12 protein-coding genes and 1 pseudogene are annotated in these 17,292 nt (G+C 41.8%); 8 read left to right on the top strand and 5 right to left on the bottom strand.

Annotated features, from left to right (window positions below; all coding sequences use genetic code 11):
* The first annotated feature begins 10 nt into the window (after positions 1–10).
* From IPL35_07435 to IPL35_07425, 3 genes are all read left to right on the top strand, one after another.
* Complete coding sequence (locus IPL35_07435) at positions 11–346, top strand: hypothetical protein (GenBank protein ID MBK8443245.1); 336 nt, start codon at positions 11–13, stop codon at positions 344–346.
* 150 nt (positions 347–496) lie between these two features.
* Positions 497–1,894, top strand: coding sequence for an MFS transporter (locus tag IPL35_07430; protein MBK8443244.1), 1,398 nt, complete (start codon positions 497–499; stop codon positions 1,892–1,894).
* Between the two features lie 534 nt (positions 1,895–2,428).
* Positions 2,429–4,888 (top strand): ribonucleoside-diphosphate reductase subunit alpha, encoded by a 2,460-nt coding sequence (locus tag IPL35_07425; GenBank protein MBK8443243.1) that lies wholly within the window; start codon positions 2,429–2,431, stop codon positions 4,886–4,888.
* A gap of 103 nt (positions 4,889–4,991) precedes the next feature.
* On the opposite strand, the gene pdxA is transcribed toward IPL35_07425, so the two are convergent.
* The 3 genes from pdxA to IPL35_07410 form a co-directional block, all read right to left on the bottom strand.
* Entirely contained in the window at positions 4,992–6,047 is a 1,056-nt protein-coding gene (gene pdxA / locus IPL35_07420; GenBank protein MBK8443242.1) for a 4-hydroxythreonine-4-phosphate dehydrogenase PdxA, read from the bottom strand.
* 191 nt (positions 6,048–6,238) lie between these two features.
* Positions 6,239–6,778 (bottom strand): 1-acyl-sn-glycerol-3-phosphate acyltransferase, encoded by a 540-nt coding sequence (locus IPL35_07415; GenBank protein MBK8443241.1) that lies wholly within the window; start codon positions 6,776–6,778, stop codon positions 6,239–6,241.
* Between the two features lie 68 nt (positions 6,779–6,846).
* Entirely contained in the window at positions 6,847–8,325 is a 1,479-nt protein-coding gene (locus IPL35_07410; protein MBK8443240.1) for a leucyl aminopeptidase family protein, read from the bottom strand.
* 208 nt (positions 8,326–8,533) lie between these two features.
* Here IPL35_07410 and IPL35_07405 point away from each other — a divergent pair, with 208 nt between their 5' ends.
* A complete protein-coding gene (locus IPL35_07405; protein ID MBK8443239.1) occupies positions 8,534–9,010 on the top strand; it encodes an LEA type 2 family protein in 477 nt (158 codons plus the stop codon).
* A 25-nt stretch (positions 9,011–9,035) separates the two neighbouring features.
* Here IPL35_07405 and glmM read toward each other — a convergent pair whose 3' ends face one another.
* Entirely contained in the window at positions 9,036–10,448 is a 1,413-nt protein-coding gene (glmM, locus tag IPL35_07400; GenBank protein MBK8443238.1) for a phosphoglucosamine mutase, read from the bottom strand.
* A gap of 580 nt (positions 10,449–11,028) precedes the next feature.
* On the opposite strand from glmM, the gene IPL35_07395 reads away from it, so the two are divergent.
* From IPL35_07395 to IPL35_07385, 3 genes are all read left to right on the top strand, one after another.
* The gene (locus tag IPL35_07395) at positions 11,029–12,966 is read left to right on the top strand and encodes a T9SS type A sorting domain-containing protein (protein MBK8443237.1); all 1,938 of its coding nucleotides are present in this window, start codon (positions 11,029–11,031) and stop codon (positions 12,964–12,966) included.
* 152 nt (positions 12,967–13,118) lie between these two features.
* Positions 13,119–14,072, top strand: coding sequence for a methylenetetrahydrofolate reductase [NAD(P)H] (gene metF / locus IPL35_07390; GenBank protein ID MBK8443236.1), 954 nt, complete (start codon positions 13,119–13,121; stop codon positions 14,070–14,072).
* Between the two features lie 375 nt (positions 14,073–14,447).
* The gene (locus IPL35_07385) at positions 14,448–15,068 is read left to right on the top strand and encodes an IS1 family transposase (protein MBK8443235.1); all 621 of its coding nucleotides are present in this window, start codon (positions 14,448–14,450) and stop codon (positions 15,066–15,068) included.
* 200 nt (positions 15,069–15,268) lie between these two features.
* Here IPL35_07385 and IPL35_07380 read toward each other — a convergent pair whose 3' ends face one another.
* Complete coding sequence (locus IPL35_07380; GenBank protein MBK8443234.1) at positions 15,269–15,613, bottom strand: phage holin family protein; 345 nt, start codon at positions 15,611–15,613, stop codon at positions 15,269–15,271.
* 205 nt (positions 15,614–15,818) lie between these two features.
* Between IPL35_07380 and lpdA the strand changes: the two are divergent.
* Positions 15,819–17,203: pseudogene (gene lpdA, locus IPL35_07375) on the top strand (dihydrolipoyl dehydrogenase).
* The last annotated feature ends 89 nt before the right edge of the window (positions 17,204–17,292 follow it).

Raw genomic sequence — 17,292 nt, 5'->3', positions numbered from 1 at the left:
CTGCTACCTTATGATTATTGTAAGTGCTTGGTTTTTGAATTTCTTTACGCGTCGTTTTGCGCACGCCATCACTTTATATCCTTTCATTATCCTCAAACAACAGCAACTGCGACAGCATAAAGTATTACTCAATCATGAGCGTATCCATCTGCGGCAGCAGCTCGAATTGCTCATTATAGGTTTTTATATTTGGTATGTAGCGGAGTATTTGGTGGGGCGCTTGCGGGGAAAAAGCCATTTTATTGCTTATCGCGGCATTTCTTTTGAGCGCGAAGCCTATGCCTGTGAGGAGGATTTGAAATATCTGCAACGCCGAAAATTCTGGGGCTTTTTGAAATATTTTTGAACGGAGTAGTTTAGGTGGTTCGTTTCAGTAAAAACAGATTTTATAGATAAAAAAATACACCATCATTCACAAAATCCACCGCTCCATATTGCCGTTTTTAGCTATCTTTCAAGCGAAAATATTTTTTATACGCTTGCATCTCTTTGTTATATGAATCGGCAACCCCTCAACCAAAGTAGCGTGCTCAATGCTTGGGCGATGTACGACTGGGCAAACTCTGTATTTGCGCTCACCATTCGCACCGCCATTTTTCCTATCTATTATCAGGCTGTCACCAAAGCCGCTGCCCTTGCCAAAGGAGCAACACAAGCTCCCTATTATGTAGAAATCGCCGGTATGCGCTTTGATAATTCGGTGGTTTTTTCGTACAACACTTCATTGGCGTTTTTGATAGTGGTATTGCTTGCTCCGGTGTTGTCGGGTATTGCCGATTACGGCGGCTTAAAAAAACGTCTGCTCCAACTGCATTGCTGGGTAGGAGCTTTGGCGTGTATGGGATTGTATTTTTTTACGCAGAATACTATTCATTTAGGGCTGCTTTTGTTGCTTATTTCCACAGTGGCTTGGAATGGGAGTTTAGTGTTTTATAATGCTTTTTTGCCCGAAATTGCCACACCCGACCGCTACGACGAACTCAGTGCCAAAGGTTTTGCACTCGGCTATGTGGGTAGTGTGTTGTTGTTGATTATCAATTTGGCAGTAATTCAAATGCCGGAGGTGTTTTTTGATGTAGCCGCCAAAGCACAGGCATTGCTGCACGAAAATCCCGCCTTGACCGCCGATTCTGCTGCACAGGCGGCAACAGCTTACTACCAAAGCTACGCTTCGCGGCTGGCATTTTTGACGGTGGGGGTGTGGTGGCTTGTTTTTTCCCTCATACCTTTTTATTATTTGCCCAAAGAACACAAAAAAGGAAAAATTGAGTCGCATATTTTGTGGAATGGTTTTCGGGAGCTGAAAAAGGTTTGGAACGAAGTGCGCCACAATACAATTTTATACCGCTATTTGTGGGCGTTTTTTTGGTCGAGCGTGGGTTTGCAAACTACGATGAATCTGGCGAGTTTGTTTGGAGCCAAAGAGCTGCACCTGCCCGATGCACAATTGATTATGGTGTTGCTCATTATTCAGTTGGTGGCAATAGCAGGGGCTTATATTTTTGCCAAAGCCGCTCAACACTGGGGTAATGTGGGGGTGCTGCTGCCGGCACTTTTTTTGTGGATAGTGGTATGCTGGTCGGCGTATTTTGTTACCACAGCCGCACAATTTTATGTATTGGCGATGGTAGTGGGGCTTATTATGGGCGGCACACAATCGTTGATGCGTTCCACTTATGCCAAACTCATTCCGCAGCATACCCACAACTACGCTTCTTATTTTTCCTTTTATGATGTAGCCGAAAAACTGTCGGTAGTGATTGGAGCTTTTGTATTCGGTTTTTTTGACCAAATTACCGGCTCGATGCGCAATTCGGCATTGGCACTTTCTGTTTTTTTTATTGCAGGCTGTTGGATAATGTTTACTTTGCCCAAACGCTTACAAACACATTAGATTTAGTTTTTTCGTTTTGTAAAACAGGCTAATTTTTTTTGAAAAGAAGTATGCCCTCTACACCATTTTTACTAAATATGGAAATACTTCAAGGAAAAAAATTTATGCACAAGAAATATGGCTTGTGTGGATAAAAAATACCCTTCGGATGGGTAAAGTTGTGTGCAGAATGGCTAAACTTGCACCGTGCATTTACAGCTATCGGCAATACAGGTATATTGTGTTTTAATTACAATGATATATTCAATTATTTAGCTGTTGTGTATAAAAATTTTTTCGCCCGATTCTTTTAATAAAAGATTTTATTATCCTGTATTGCTGCAATTATATTTTTATAATATATTGATATTTAATTATTTAAATAAAAACATAACATATATTGACCATATTGGTACAACGCTATAACAACTTGTATTTATCTTGTAAAATACTGATTAAAAAGTTGAAAAATCGCTTTTAAATCCCTTTGCAAGGCTCATACAAGTGTGGTTAGGTGTGTGCTATTTTTATCACCTCTCTTATCCCCAAAACCTCATGTACGTTATCAAAAGAAACGGTAGCCGCGAAGCCGTCAAATTCGACAAAATTACTGCTCGTATTGTAAAACTCTGCTATGGCTTAGATACAAAATACATAGAGCCTTTCGACATCGCCAAGCGCGTTATTCAGGGCTTGTACGATGGCGTAAGTACGACAGAACTCGACAATCTGGCTGCGGAAACTGCTGCTTCGCTGGCTACTCAGCACCCCGACTACTCTATTTTGGCGGCGCGTATTGCGGTGAGCAATTTGCACAAAAACACGCTTAAATCATTTAGTGCTACCATACGCGAGCTTTATGAATATCGCGATCCCAAAACCGATGAAAGAGCCGGCTTGATTTCTGAAAAAACCTACCAGATTATACGCCGCCACGCCGCCGAATTGGATTCTGCCATTATTTACGACCGCGATTATCATTTTGATTATTTCGGTTTTAAAACCTTGGAACGCTCTTATTTGCTGCGCCTGCACGGTAAAACGGTAGAGCGTCCGCAGCACTTGTTTATGCGTGTGGCAGTAGGTATTCATGGTGAAGATATCGCCGCCGCTTTGGAAACCTACGAACTGATGAGCGAGCGTTGGTTTATTCATGCCACTCCTACGCTTTTCAATGCAGGCACGCCGAAGCCGCAATTATCTTCGTGTTTTTTGCTCAGTATGCAAGATGATTCTATCGAAGGTATTTTTAATACTTTATCACAATGTGCCAAAATATCGCAAAGTGCGGGCGGTATCGGCGTGAGCGTGCATAATATACGCGCAAAAGGTAGCTATATCAAAGGTACGGGTGGTCATTCTAACGGCTTAGTGCCGATGTTGCGCGTATTTAACGATACTGCCCGCTATGTGGATCAGGGCGGCAACAAACGCAAAGGTGCTTTTGCCATTTATGTAGAGCCTTGGCACAGCGATATTTTTGATTTTTTGGAAATGAAAAAAAATCACGGTAAAGAAGAAATGCGTGCCCGCGATTTGTTTTATGCCCTTTGGATTCCCGACCTGTTTATGAAGCGTGTAGAAGCCAACGCCGACTGGTCTTTGTTTTGTCCGAATGAAGCTCCCAATTTATACGATTGCTACGGCGAAGCATTTGAACGCCTCTACGAACAATATGAAGCCGAAGGCAAAGCCCGAAAAGTGGTAAAAGCACAGGAATTATGGTTTAAAATATTGGATTCGCAGATAGAAACAGGCACACCTTATATGTTGTATAAAGATGCTGCTAACCAAAAATCCAACCAAAAGAATTTGGGTACTATCCGAAGTTCCAATTTATGCACGGAAATTATTGAATACACTTCGCCCGAAGAAGTTGCTGTGTGTAATTTGGGTTCTATTGCATTGCCGCGCTTTGTGAACGAGGGTGTGTTTGATCATCAAAAATTATTTGAAATTACAAAAGTTCTCACGCGCAACCTCAATCGTATCATCGATATCAATTACTATCCGGTTGCCGAAGCCAAACATTCCAACTTACGCCACCGCCCTATTGGTATTGGTGTGCAGGGTTTGGCTGATGCTTTTATTTTGCTGCGTTTGCCTTTTGAAAGTGCCGAAGCCCAGCAGCTCAACCGCGAAATTTTTGAAACGATTTATTTTGCTGCGCTCACCGCCTCCAACGAACTGGCGCAACAGCACGGAGCTTATGAGTCTTTTGCAGGCTCACCCGCCAGCGAGGGCATTTTGCAATATGATATGTGGGGCGCAGAGCCTTCGGCGCGTTGGGATTGGACTACACTCAAAGCCAATATCAAAGCAAGCGGTTTGTACAACAGCCTTTTGTTGGCACCGATGCCCACAGCATCTACTTCTCAGATTTTAGGCAACAACGAATGTTTTGAACCTTATACCTCCAATATTTACACGCGCCGCGTATTGTCGGGCGAATTTATTGTGGTGAATAAACACTTACTCAAAGACCTCATTGCTTTGGGTATGTGGAATGATGATTTGCGCACGGCACTCATCGCCAACAACGGCTCGGTACAATCCATAGAAGGGCTGCCGCAATCTATCAAAGATTTGTACAAAACAGCTTGGGAAATCAGCCAAAAAACAATTTTGGATATGGCTGCGGAGCGCGGTGTTTTTATTTGCCAAAGCCAAAGTATGAATGTGTTTATGCAAGATGTGAATTATAAAAAATTGACTTCTATGCACTTTCATGCGTGGAAAATCGGCTTGAAAACGGGCATGTATTATTTGCGCACGCGCCCCAGTGCCGAGCCTATCAAATTTACTTTAGATGCTGAATATTTGAAAAAACAACGCGATTTGACGAAGAACAACGGTGTGAAAGTAGCAGCTGTATCAAAAGTGATGGCAGAGGAAGAAACAATAACTGCTTTTGCAAATAAAGAATCTTCTTTTTATGAAATTTCGGAAGATGAGCGTGAGCAAGTAAAAGCCTGTTCTTTAGACGATCCCGATTGTTTGAGTTGCAGTGCTTAAAATTTTTAAAAAATAAATACCAACGCCTCCTTTGTCTGTCATCAACGAAGGAGGCGTTTTTTTTATATTTCAGAGGTGCCGTATCTTTCTTTTTTTAAAAAAACTAAGCATCTACTTCGCGCTCTAATTGGGTGCGTTTCAATGAGTTAGCGTGCATGGCATCGTAGCTGCGGCGGTTGTTTACAATGTCAATGGCTTCAAAAACAGCCTGCCGGAAAGAGTCGTGTTTGGCAATGCCTTTGCCTGCAATATCGTAGGCAGTGCCGTGGTCGGGTGAGGTGCGTACAAAAGGCAATCCTGCCGTATAATTTACGCCAAATCCGAAAGAAAGCAATTTAAAAGGAATAAGCCCCTGGTCGTGGTACATCGCCAACACTGCATCAAATTCTTTGTAAATGCCCGTGCCGAAAAACCCATCGGCGGCATAAGGACCAAACGCCAGCATACCCGCTTGTTTTGCCTGCTCCAATGCCGGACGCAGCACAGTGTCGTCTTCTTTGCCAATCAGCCCGTCGTCGCCGGCGTGCGGATTGAGTGCCAATACCGCAATTTTGGGGCGTTCTATCAAAAAGTCGCGGCGCAGAGCTTCATTGATGAGGTTTATTTTTTGAATTACTTTTTCTTTGCTTATCTGAGCCGCTATTTCGCTGACAGGCACATGGTTGGTTACTAATCCCACCTTCATGCGCTCGCTCACCAAAAACATCAGATTTTGGGTGTGGTTGCATTTTTTTGCAAAAAACTCCGTTTGTCCCAAAAACGGCTCTTGCGGCGTATCCAGCACACTTTTGTTCACCGGAGCAGTAATAACGGCATCAATATGTTGTTGTATTGCATCGTCGGCTACGGCGTGCAGGGCTTTTAGCACATAGCTGCCACTATTTTTGTCGGCAGTGCCGATATTAATATTTATCGTTTCCTGCCAGCAGTTGATGATATTGAGCGTTTTTTCCTGCGCTTGGTCGGCGGAGGTAATGAGGTTAAATTTAAAATCTGGTTCTTTAAGAATATTTTTATGATAAGAAATAGCCTTTGATGAGCCATAGATAATAGGCGTACAAATATCATACATACGCTCATCGCGAAATGTTTTTAATATTACTTCTATACTGATACCGTTGAGATCGCCAATACTGATACCAATGAGGGGTTTATTCATAAAGTTTAATTATTCCTTGAATATGAAATTGTTTTTTTAAAACGAAATCGCTGAATTTTAATTTTTTATTTGTAAAAATGTCTTTTTTTTGAAAAATCAAGATAAAAAGTTCATTTTTTTAATAAAATAAAGCTAATATCCTTATTTTCAATACGATATAGCCTATATCGTTCACTTTTTTTGAAATCAGACTACAACCCGCTGTACCGCACATCTAAGCTAAACAATTCGGGGTGCTTGCCTTTGCCATGGGTGCGATAGAAATCCATAATTTTGCGCATATCGGCATCAATGTCTCCGGTAGGCATAACAAATTGTTTAATGCCGCACAGTTTTTTTTCATAATCAATATACGATAATGCGATAGGAACTTGTGCGCCCAATGCCACATAATAAAATCCTGTTTTCCATTCGGTGCGGAGGCTGCGTGTGCCTTCGGCAGTTACAATCATCGCCAGACGGTCGTGTTTTTTAAATAAATCAATCATCGCCTCCGTCATACTCGGTCTTTCTTCTCCTGCCTGACGCGGGCGGCGGTTGATACCCAAAGCACCCAAAGGGCGGATAAACATTCCCAAAGGAAAGCGCAATATCTCATCTTTGATAGTAAAACGCAAAGGCACTTTCATTATATCCATTGCCGCCATAGCTATTACAAAATCCCAATTGCTTGTATGCGGTGCTGCCACCAACACACAACGCTGATATTCGGGCTGCAATACGCCGTCTATTTTCCAGCCGGGCGAGTTTAAAATAAAATCTGAAAAGGGCTTTGAGCATGATAATCAGAAGAAAACGCTTATTTGGTTTCGCTGCCTTTTGCTCTTGTAGCCAAAAAATCGTAGAGCAGACGCACGCCTACACCCGAGGCGTTTTTGCCGCGATAGCCATAAGGACTGTGCAAATAAGCTACGCCGGCAATATCCAAATGAATCCAAGGATAAGCGGTGAAATGCTCCAAAAATTTGGCGGCGGTAATATGCCCCGCTAAGGGACCTCCGATATTTTTCATATCTGCTATATCCGACTTCATCATATCGCCGTATTCTTTCCAGAGCGGAAATTCAATCATACGCTCATATACTTCAAAGCCGCTGTTGATAAAATCTTTATTTACTTGCGTATCGGCATTGCTCAACATTGCAATAGCATAAATGCCTAGCGCGCGTGCGGCGGCACCAGTGAGCGTAGCCAAATCTATTACTAATTCGGGATTGTATTGTTTGGCGTAGGCGAGGGCATCTGCCAAAATCAAACGCCCTTCGGCATCGGTATTGAGCACTTCTATCGTAGTACCGTCATATTGTGTAATTACATCGCCGGGGACATAAGCGTCTTCGCCCGGGCGGTTGTCGGTAGCCGGAATTAAGCCTATAATATGCAAGGGCAACTGATTGTCGGCGGCGGCACACAAAGTACCCAAAACGGCGGCAGCACCTGCCATATCGCATTTCATATAGTCCATACTGTCGGGGGTGGGTTTGAGGCTCAAGCCGCCTGTATCAAATACCACTCCTTTGCCTACCAACACGATAGGTGCTGTATTGACGGCTTTGGCGGGTTTCCACTCCAAGATATTAAAGCGGGGCGGCACGTTGCTACCTTTGTTTACTGACAGCAAGCCGCCCATTCCCATTTCTTCTATTTGTTTTTTCTTAAAAACCGTCACCTCAAAGCCTTTCTTTTTACCCAAATGCTCTATTTCTTCGCTAAACTGCGGGGCGGTGAGGTAGCTGAGGGGTTCGTTTACCAAATTGCGGCAGATGTAAACAGCTTCTGTTAGTTTCTCCAATTCTTCCACTTTTTCGCGCGAAACGTCATATATTTGAATGTTTTCGAGGCTGTTGCGTTCTTTTTCGGCATTTTTTCTGTATTTCAGAAACTGATAATTTCCCAGAGCAGCACCTTCAGCGGCGTATAGGGCAGCATTTGAAATTTCGGAGGAGATATTGACAAAACTCAGACTTTTGAATTTGTGTGTGTTGGCGTATTCGGCGGTTTTATGCCCCAAATTGCGAAGGGTTTCGCAGCGTATATAGGTTGGGTCTTTTTCTTCGTTGTTGCATACCGCTAATACAATGCTGTATTCGGAGCGATGGAAAGTAATGAGCGTTTGAGTACTGTCTTTGAGCAAACGCTGTGCTGCTGCAAGCTCGTCGGCAGTAAGTGATTTTGCTGTAAAATTATTGGCTTTTAAATCTGTATTTTTATCAATGATATAAACAATGCTCTCGTTGGCAGGAATTTTTTTTATGGCTTTGAGGGAAAGTGTATTCATATTTTTTATTTGATGATTTTTTTTTACAAAACAATATCAAAGGCGAAATTAAGCTAAAATACTGATTTTTCTTTGTATAAGTTTGAATTTACGGCAAAAGCACATTTTTAATTATGCTTTTTTAATAAATTTGGAAATATAACAGATATAACCTGATTAATTTTAAAAAACGAAAATTACCTTTGCACCGTTATATTTATATTTTAGTATGAAACGAATGTTTTTCTTTTTGGTGATAGTGGCGGCTCTTGCTTGGGCTTATATGAAATATCGCAGTGCCGCAGTTCCTCAATTCCAAAGGGTTGAGAATATGTCGCTGTCGGGAGTATCGCTCAGTAAAATTACGCTCAAAGGTGATGCTATTTTTAAAAACGACAACAATGTAGGTTGCACGATGAGTGGTATAGATTTGGACGTATTTGCCAACGGCGTAAAAGTAGGTAAAATAGAAAATAAAGATGCGGTTACTATTAGCGGTAACAGTGAGTTTGATATTCCCTTGTATGTATCTTTTAGTCCGGCTTCTTTTTTGAAAGAAAAAAATATTTTGAGCAATATACTTTCTGCTTATGAAAACAAAAAAGTAGAGGTATATTTAAAAGGCAATATCAACGTGTTGCTGGCGGGTGTCAGTGTGCCGATACCTATGGCATACAAAGATTCGGTTGCGATAGGCGGCTTATAAAAAATGGTACTGTTTTTTCTTAAAATTAGGCAGTTGGATTTAAAATCTCTTTCATCGCAATTTTGATTTGTTCCGTTAGGCGTTTGGCACTCACTTCTGAGTGGCTTTCGGCGTAGATTCGGATAATGGGTTCGGTATTGGATTGGCGCAGATGTACCCAATCTTGGTCAAACTCCAATTTTAAGCCGTCTTCGGTATTGGCGGGATATTTGGCAAAACGCTGCCGCACTTTTTCCAACAGCAAGTTCATATCCAATTGTGGTGGCAGCACTATTTTGTCTTTTACCATATAATAATTAGGATAAGCAGCACGCAACAAAGAGCAGTATTTGTTGGAGCTTGCCAAATGCGACAAAAACAAGGCGATACCCACCAAAGCATCGCGTCCATAATGCAAAGGCGGATAAATAATGCCGCCGTTGCCTTCGCCGCCGATAACGGCATCAACGGCTTTCATTTTTTCTACTACATGCACTTCACCTACGGCGGCGGCGAAATAATTGCAGCCCGCTTTTTCGGTGACATCGCGCAGGGCACGGCTCGACGACAAATTGGATACCGTGCTGCCTTTGTGGTGCTTGAGTATGTAGTCCGCTACAGCTACCAAAGTATATTCTTCGCCAAACATATCGCCGTCTTCGCACACCACGGCAAGGCGGTCGGCATCGGGATCTACCGCAAAACCCAAATGCGCCTTTAAAGAGCGCACTCGCTCGGCAAGATTGGTGAGGTGCTCGGGCAAGGGTTCGGGGTTGTGAGCAAATTTTCCGTCTGGTGTAGCATTTAAAACGATGGTTTCCTGAACACCCAAAGCCTGCAACAAAGCGGGTACGGCAATAGCTCCCACCGAATTAATACCATCTATTACTATCTTATAGTTTTTGGAACGAATGGCTTCCACATTTACCAAAGGCAATGCCACAATCTGGTCAATATGATATTGTAAAAAGCTGTCGTTGCGCTCGTAGTTGCCCAATTTGTCCACTTCGGTAAAAACAAATGCTTCGTTCTGTGCAATTTGGAGCAGCTGGGCACCGGCGGTGGCACTGATAAATTCGCCTTTATGGTTGAGGAGTTTGAGGGCGTTCCATTCTTTGGGATTGTGGCTGGCACTCAAAATAATGCCGCCCGCCGCTTGTGTGGCTATCACTGCCATTTCTACGGTGGGTGTAGTAGCTAATCCGGTATCAACAACATGAATACCCAGAGCCTGTAAAGTAGCCGCCACCAAGCGGCGCACTATATCGCCGGATATACGGGCATCTCTACCAACCACCACTGTGAGTGGCGAGAGGTTGGCAACTTCTTGCTGTTGCTGTTGGAGCAACATCGTGCCGTATGCGGCGGTGTATTTCACAATGTCTATTGGTGTTAAGTTGCTACCAACAGAACCGCCGATAGTGCCGCGTATGCCTGATACAGATGTAATGAGTGTCAAGGTTGAATTTTATTTTGGGCGAAGTTAAGCAAGATACTTCAATTACATAGAACGGCAACGATGTTTATTTTTTTGGATAGCGTAAATAAACAGGTAGATATGGAGTATTTGGATTTCCGTTATATGGAATTTTGCTGCTTAAAAAACTTCAATAAAACAAATATGTATTCATTCCAATTTTATTTTATTGCTTAATTTTTAACGGAGAGTAAATATTAAAAGTGTAGCTTTTTTTGTACAATTATTTTTTAATATTTACATAAGTATAGTTTGTTTTTTTATTTTGATTAAATTTTTTTTAGTATGCTGAAGGCGAGTAAATAAAATTTTGACCCACAAAAAGATTTGTTTTTCTAATAGGAATATTGTTTTTTTTAAATAGAAAAAATTTTTAAAAAAAATTATACAGATTAAAATTTTATACATAACTTTTCGCCGCTTTTGGATTGTTAAATTAATTTATAAAAATTGGCATATTTTTTGACACCGCCTTGAATTGATTTTATCATCTTTCTTATTTAATCGTGATATAATTTTTATTTATATAATAACTTAACTTCCCCAAACAAATTTAAAAAAAATGAAAAGAATCTCTGCCCTTCTTCTTGCAATTTTGGCTGCTTCTACTGCTATGTTTGCGCAACAACAACGCAACTGCGGCTCTATGGACGTATTAGACCGTTTGAAACAGGAAGACCCTGCTTTGGAGCAAAAAATGCAAAACATTGAAACATTTACACAAAATTATGTGGCAAAGCACGAACACGAAAATGAGCGTGTGGTTTATACCATTCCGGTAGTATTCCATGTAGTTTATAAAACGACTACCGAAAACATCAGCGATGCGCAGATAATGTCGCAATTGACTGTATTGAACAACGACTTTCGTAAATTGAACAGTGACGCAGGCAGCGTGCCTTCAGCTTTTGCCGGACTTGCTGCCGATGCCGAAATTAATTTCTGTTTGGCGCAAACCACACCGACCGGTGCAGCTACTACGGGTATCACGCGCACTTATGCCAATGTGAGTTCTTGGGGTACAAACGACAACGTAAAAAAAGCAACACAGGGCGGTGTAAATCCTTGGGACGCTACTAAATATTTAAACATTTGGATATGTAATATCGGCGGCGGCATTTTGGGTTATGCCCAATTCCCTGGCGGCTCTACCGCTACTGATGGCGTAGTGATTGACTATCGCTATTTGGGTACAACAGGTACAGCTACTGCTCCTTTCAATAAAGGACGTACTGCCACACACGAAGTAGGACACTACCTCAATTTGCGCCATATCTGGGGCGATGCCACTTGCGGCAGCGACTTGGTAAGTGATACACCTACACACAATACTTCTAACTATGGTTGTCCTTCGCAGCCGCATTACAGCACTTGCAGCGGCAGCCCGCGAGAAATGACAATGAACTATATGGATTATACCGATGATGCTTGTATGTATATGTTCAGCAGTGGTCAAAAAACCCGTATGCAAGCTGTATTGGCTTCGGGCGGTACACGCGCCAGTTTGGCTACTTCTACTGCCTGCAATGCTCCTTCGGGCGGCGGCGGTACCACCACTTGCGGCACACCTTCTTCTTTGTCGGCATCTGCTGTTACTTCAAGCAGTGCTACTTTGAGTTGGGCGGCAGTAAGCGGTGCTACTTCTTACAATGTTCAGTACAAAACTTCAAGTGCCACTACCTGGACTACCACCACATCTACTACCAACTCAAAAAGTTTGAGTGGTTTGGCGGCATCTACTACTTATAATTTCCAAGTACAAGCCGTATGTTCTACTACCGGTTCTTATTCTGCTGCTGCCAGCTTTACTACCTCTGCTGCTACCAGCACTTCCTGCACAGATAATTACGAAAGCAACAACTCTTTTTCATCTGCTAAAACTATTGCGGTGAACAGTGCCATTACTGCAAAAATCGGCAGCAGCACTGATGTGGACTGGTTCAAATTCTCTAATACCAGCACCAAAAAGAATATTTTGGTAGAATTATATAATTTGCCGCTTGACTATGATTTACAATTATATAAGTCTAATGGTACTTTATTGGCTACTTCTGAAAATGCCAATACCGATGCCGAAAGTATCATTTATAATAATGCTACTACAGCTACTTATTATGTAAAAGTATATGGCTACGGCGGTGCTTACAGTAGTTCATCTTGCTACAACCTCAAAGCGAGCATCAGTTCTACTGCTTTTCGTAATGACGGCAGCAACAATTTGGAGGCGTTGGAAAGCGCACCTGCTTTTGAAAGCTTGAGCATTTTCCCTAATCCGGTACAAGATGTATTGACTATTGATTTCAACACTTTTGAAATCAGCGATGCCAATGTAACTGTATATGATATGTACGGAAAAGAAATGTTGCGTTTGCCGGTTTCTGTCAATAAAGGCTCTAACCGTGTTGAGTTGAATATGGGCGGTATTGCCAATGGCGTATATATCGTAAATGTTCAGCAAGGCAAAGAAATACGCACACAAAAAGTAGTGGTAAATCACTAATATATTGTTATTCATTCGGATAAAAAAAGAGAAAGGACTGCTCACAAGCAGTCCTTTCTCTTTTTATTTTTTGATAATCGCAGGTGAATATTGTAGCTTTGCACGCCAAACTGATTTTTAAATATTAGTGTATATCTGAATATTTTCCTGAAATGAAAGTTACCGAACATTTAGCCAATTCCCAAAAAACACTTATTTCCTTTGAAATATTACCACCTCTGAAAGGAAAAAGTATCGAGTCGCTTTATAATGTATTAGACCCTTTGATGGAGTTTCAGCCGCCATTTATTAATGTTACTTATCATCGTTCGGAGTATATTTTCAAACGCCGCCCCGATGGTAGTTTTGAGCAGGTGGTATTGAGCAAACGCCCCGGCACGGTGGGTATTTGCTCGGCAATTCGTTATCGCTACAAAGTAGATACCATACCGCATTTGGTATGTGGCGGCTTCAATAAAGATGCTACCGAAGATGCTTTGATTGATTTGCATTATTTGGGAATTAATAATGTGCTGGCGTTGCGCGGCGATGCTATGAAATCAGAAAGTGAGTTTATCGCCTCCGAAAACGGCCACCGCTATGCAGTAGATTTGGTGCGGCAAATCAACAACATGAACAAAGGCGTTTATTTGGAAGATGATTTGGAGAATGCCGTATGTACCGACTTTTGCATTGGCATTGCCGGCTATCCCGAAAAACATTTTGAAGCCCCCAACTTTAAAACCGACCTCAAACACTTAAAACAAAAAGTAGAGGCGGGGGCAGATTATATTATGACGCAGATGTTTTTTGACAATCAGAAATTCTTTGATTTCGTGAAGCAATGCCGCGAAGAGGGTATCAATATTCCGATTATTCCCGGCATCAAGCCCATCGTCAATCGCAAGCAAATTGCCAGTATTCCGCGACATTTTTATATTGAAATTCCACACGACTTGGCAGAAGCCGTAGAAAAATGTAAGGACGACAAAGAAGTGGCACGGGTGGGCACGGAGTGGTGTATTCAACAGTCCAAAGAACTCATAGAATTTGGAGTACCCTGCCTGCATTATTATACGATGGGGCGAGTAGCAACTTTTGTGGAGATAGCAAGGGCGGTTTTTTAATGTTTTTACATATAAAAACAAACAGGAGTGACTTCTAACAGTTATATGCGTCCTATCTCTCAAAACTCGCAATTAAATACACAAAAAGAATAACACAAATGAAAAAAATATTAAGTTTTTTATTCGCATTGCTGTTAATGTGTAGCAGTGATATTATTGCTCAATCAACAGATAGATTTATAAGAAGGTACTGATTAAGAATGTATGCTGGTGATTTTTGCAAAAAGTTGTCATATTGACAACCCAAAAGGGCAAAACCAACTTAAATTAGTATGTCTGAAATACTGGTTCAAGTGGTTTGCCCTCATTGTGAGGATACAAATGTAAAAAAAAATGGCAAAAAGCCAATGGTACTCAAAATTTCTATTGTTATAAGTGCAAAAACAATTTCAATTTGCCTACAAATACAAAGGAGCAGATCCTCGTATTAAACGGCAGGTTCGCTGTATGACCTTCAATGGCAGTGGTATCAGAGATATTCAAAGGGTCTGTGGAATAAGCATCGCGGGCATCTTATTGATCTTGCGCAAGTGGTTCAGACAAATACAAGAGCCTATTGTTCAAGGACATTTTAAGAAGGTCCAAATTGATGAAATGTGGACTTTTGTCAAACATCGCAAACAAGGCAAACGCTGGCTTTGGTATGCTTATGACGCAGATTCTGGTCAAATTTTAGCTTTTTACATCGGAAAACGCAATAATTCGGCTTGCAAAGCTCTGATGAGAAAACTCGCTCATTTACAAATTGATTCCTACCGAACCGATGATTGGAAGTCTTATAAAAAGTACATTGCTCCTCAAAAGCATATTATCGCAAAGGCTAAAACTACCCATATTGAAAGGCGCAACCGAGATTTCAGAACACATTTAAAAAGGCTCTGTCGCCAAACCGTTTGTTTTTCTAAGAAAGATGATATGCACTACGGTATCATTAAAACTTATATCTTTCTTAGAAACAAGTTCCGTACCCCTCTTAATATTCAGCATACATTTTAAATCACTACCTATAATTTATGGGTATGCTATAAAATTAAACCACTGTAGAGAGCAGAAATTACTTCCATGAATATTTTCGGCAAAATACCTTCGGTTCGTCAAACAAAAGATAAGACGATAAAAATCCTTATCGCTTGCTGTCGGTAAATCCTCACAAATTAAATGCGCATCTGATAAATTGCTGCAAAGTGTTTTTTTTATCAATAATCATTGTCAATAATTCCCAGCAAAACGGAATTCAAAATTGATAATAATACGGCAAAAACAATCGCCCACAGCCAACTGCTCACCACAAAACCATCTACCAAATAATCCACCAGCATCACCATGGCGGCATTAACCACCAAAGCAAACAAGCCCATCGTTAAAATGGTTATCGGAAAAGTGATAAAAGAAAGAATGGGTTTTAAAAAGCTGTTTACAAATGCCAGCAATGCCGCTACCAACACAGAATTTCCAAAACTATCCACACTGATATTCGGCAGGTAATTTGCCAATATATATACACAAACCGCATTGATTAAGAGTCGTATCAGAAAATTCATATACAAAATATTGTAAAATTGATAAAAAAATAACCGGATATTTTCAACGACAAATATAAAACATTTTGTTATGTTGTAGTTGCAGGGCATTTAAAAATATGTGCCGCCAATAATACAGCTATTGCTAAGTTTTATAAGATATTTGTGTACTTATCCGTATTTTTACCAAAAATTATTTTAACGCTCTATTTTTTGATATTTTTTTATGAATTTTGATTTGATTGTTATCGGCAGTATTTGGCTATGTGGCGGCTATCCGCGCTTCGCAATTGGGCTTAAAAACTGCTATTGTAGAAAAGAATCGCTCGGCGGTGTTTGTTTAAATTGGGGCTGTATTCCTACCAAAGCCCTGCTCAAAAGTGCTCAGGTATTTGAATACTTAAAGCACGCCGCCGACTACGGCATTGAAGCCGCCGCCCCCAAAGCCGACTTCGGAAAAGTAGTGAACCGCAGCCGCGAAGTAGCCGCCAAAATGAGCAAAGGTGTAAGTTTTTTGATGCGTAAAAATAAAATAGAGGTGCTCAACGGCTTCGGAAAATTGGTGACGGCTTCCAAAGTAGAAGTAACAGACGCTGCCGGTGCCAAAAAAGAATATACCGCCAAATATATATTGCTCGCTACGGGCGGGCGGTCGCGCCTGTTGCCCAATTTGCCGCAAGACGGTAAAAAAATCATCGGCTACCGCGAAGCGATGAGCTTGCCGCAACAGCCCCAATCAATGGTGGTGGTAGGAGCCGGTGCTATCGGTATGGAGTTTTCGTATTTTTATCATACGCTCGGCACACAAATAACGGTGGTGGAGTATATGCCTAATATTTTGCCCGTAGAAGACAGCGATGTTTCCAAAGAATTGGAAAAAATATACAAAAAAGCGGGAATGAACATCATCACCAATGCTTCGGTGGAAAAAGTAGATACTTCGGGCGAAAAATGTAAAGTGCTGATACAGCCCAAAGAAGGCGAAGCGCAAACCATTGAGTGCGATGTAGTGTTGAGTGCCGTAGGCGTGAGCACCAACATAGAAGGCATCGGCTTGGAGGCACTCGGCATCAAAACCGACAAAGGCAAGGTACTCACTGATGCGATGTACCAAACCAATGTGAAAGGGTGTATGCCATCGGCGACATCACCGCCGGACAAGCCCTCGCCCACGTAGCCTCTGCCGAAGGTATCATTGCCGTAGAGCACATGGCTGGTTTGCAGCCCGAAGCCCTTGACTACAACAATATCCCCGGCTGCACTTATTGTGTGCCCGAAGTGGCGAGTGTGGGCTACACCGAAGCCGCCGCCACCGCCGCCGGTTATAGTGTAAAAATCGGAAAATTTCCGTTTTCGGCATCGGGCAAAGCCAGTGCCTCCGGACACAACGAAGGCTTTGTAAAACTGATTTATGACGAAAAATACGGCGAACTTCTCGGCGCACATTTTATCGGAGCCAACGTAACCGAAATGATAGCCGAAATAGTAACAGCCCGCAAACTCGAAACCACCGGACACGAAATCCTCAAAGCAGTGCACCCACACCCCACTATGAGCGAAGCCGTGATGGAAGCCACCGCCGCCGCCTACGGCGAAGTGATACATTTGTAAAACATCGGAATAGCTTTTGAATTTTATATAAGCAGAATATCAACCAAAAGCGATTAATCCCATATTTACTTTTTTTAAAAAGAAAATCC

This window comes from Sphingobacteriales bacterium (genome assembly GCA_016711285.1).
Lineage (GTDB): Bacteria > Bacteroidota > Bacteroidia > Chitinophagales > UBA2359 > JADJTG01.
This window is presented reverse-complemented; position numbering and strand designations above follow the sequence as displayed.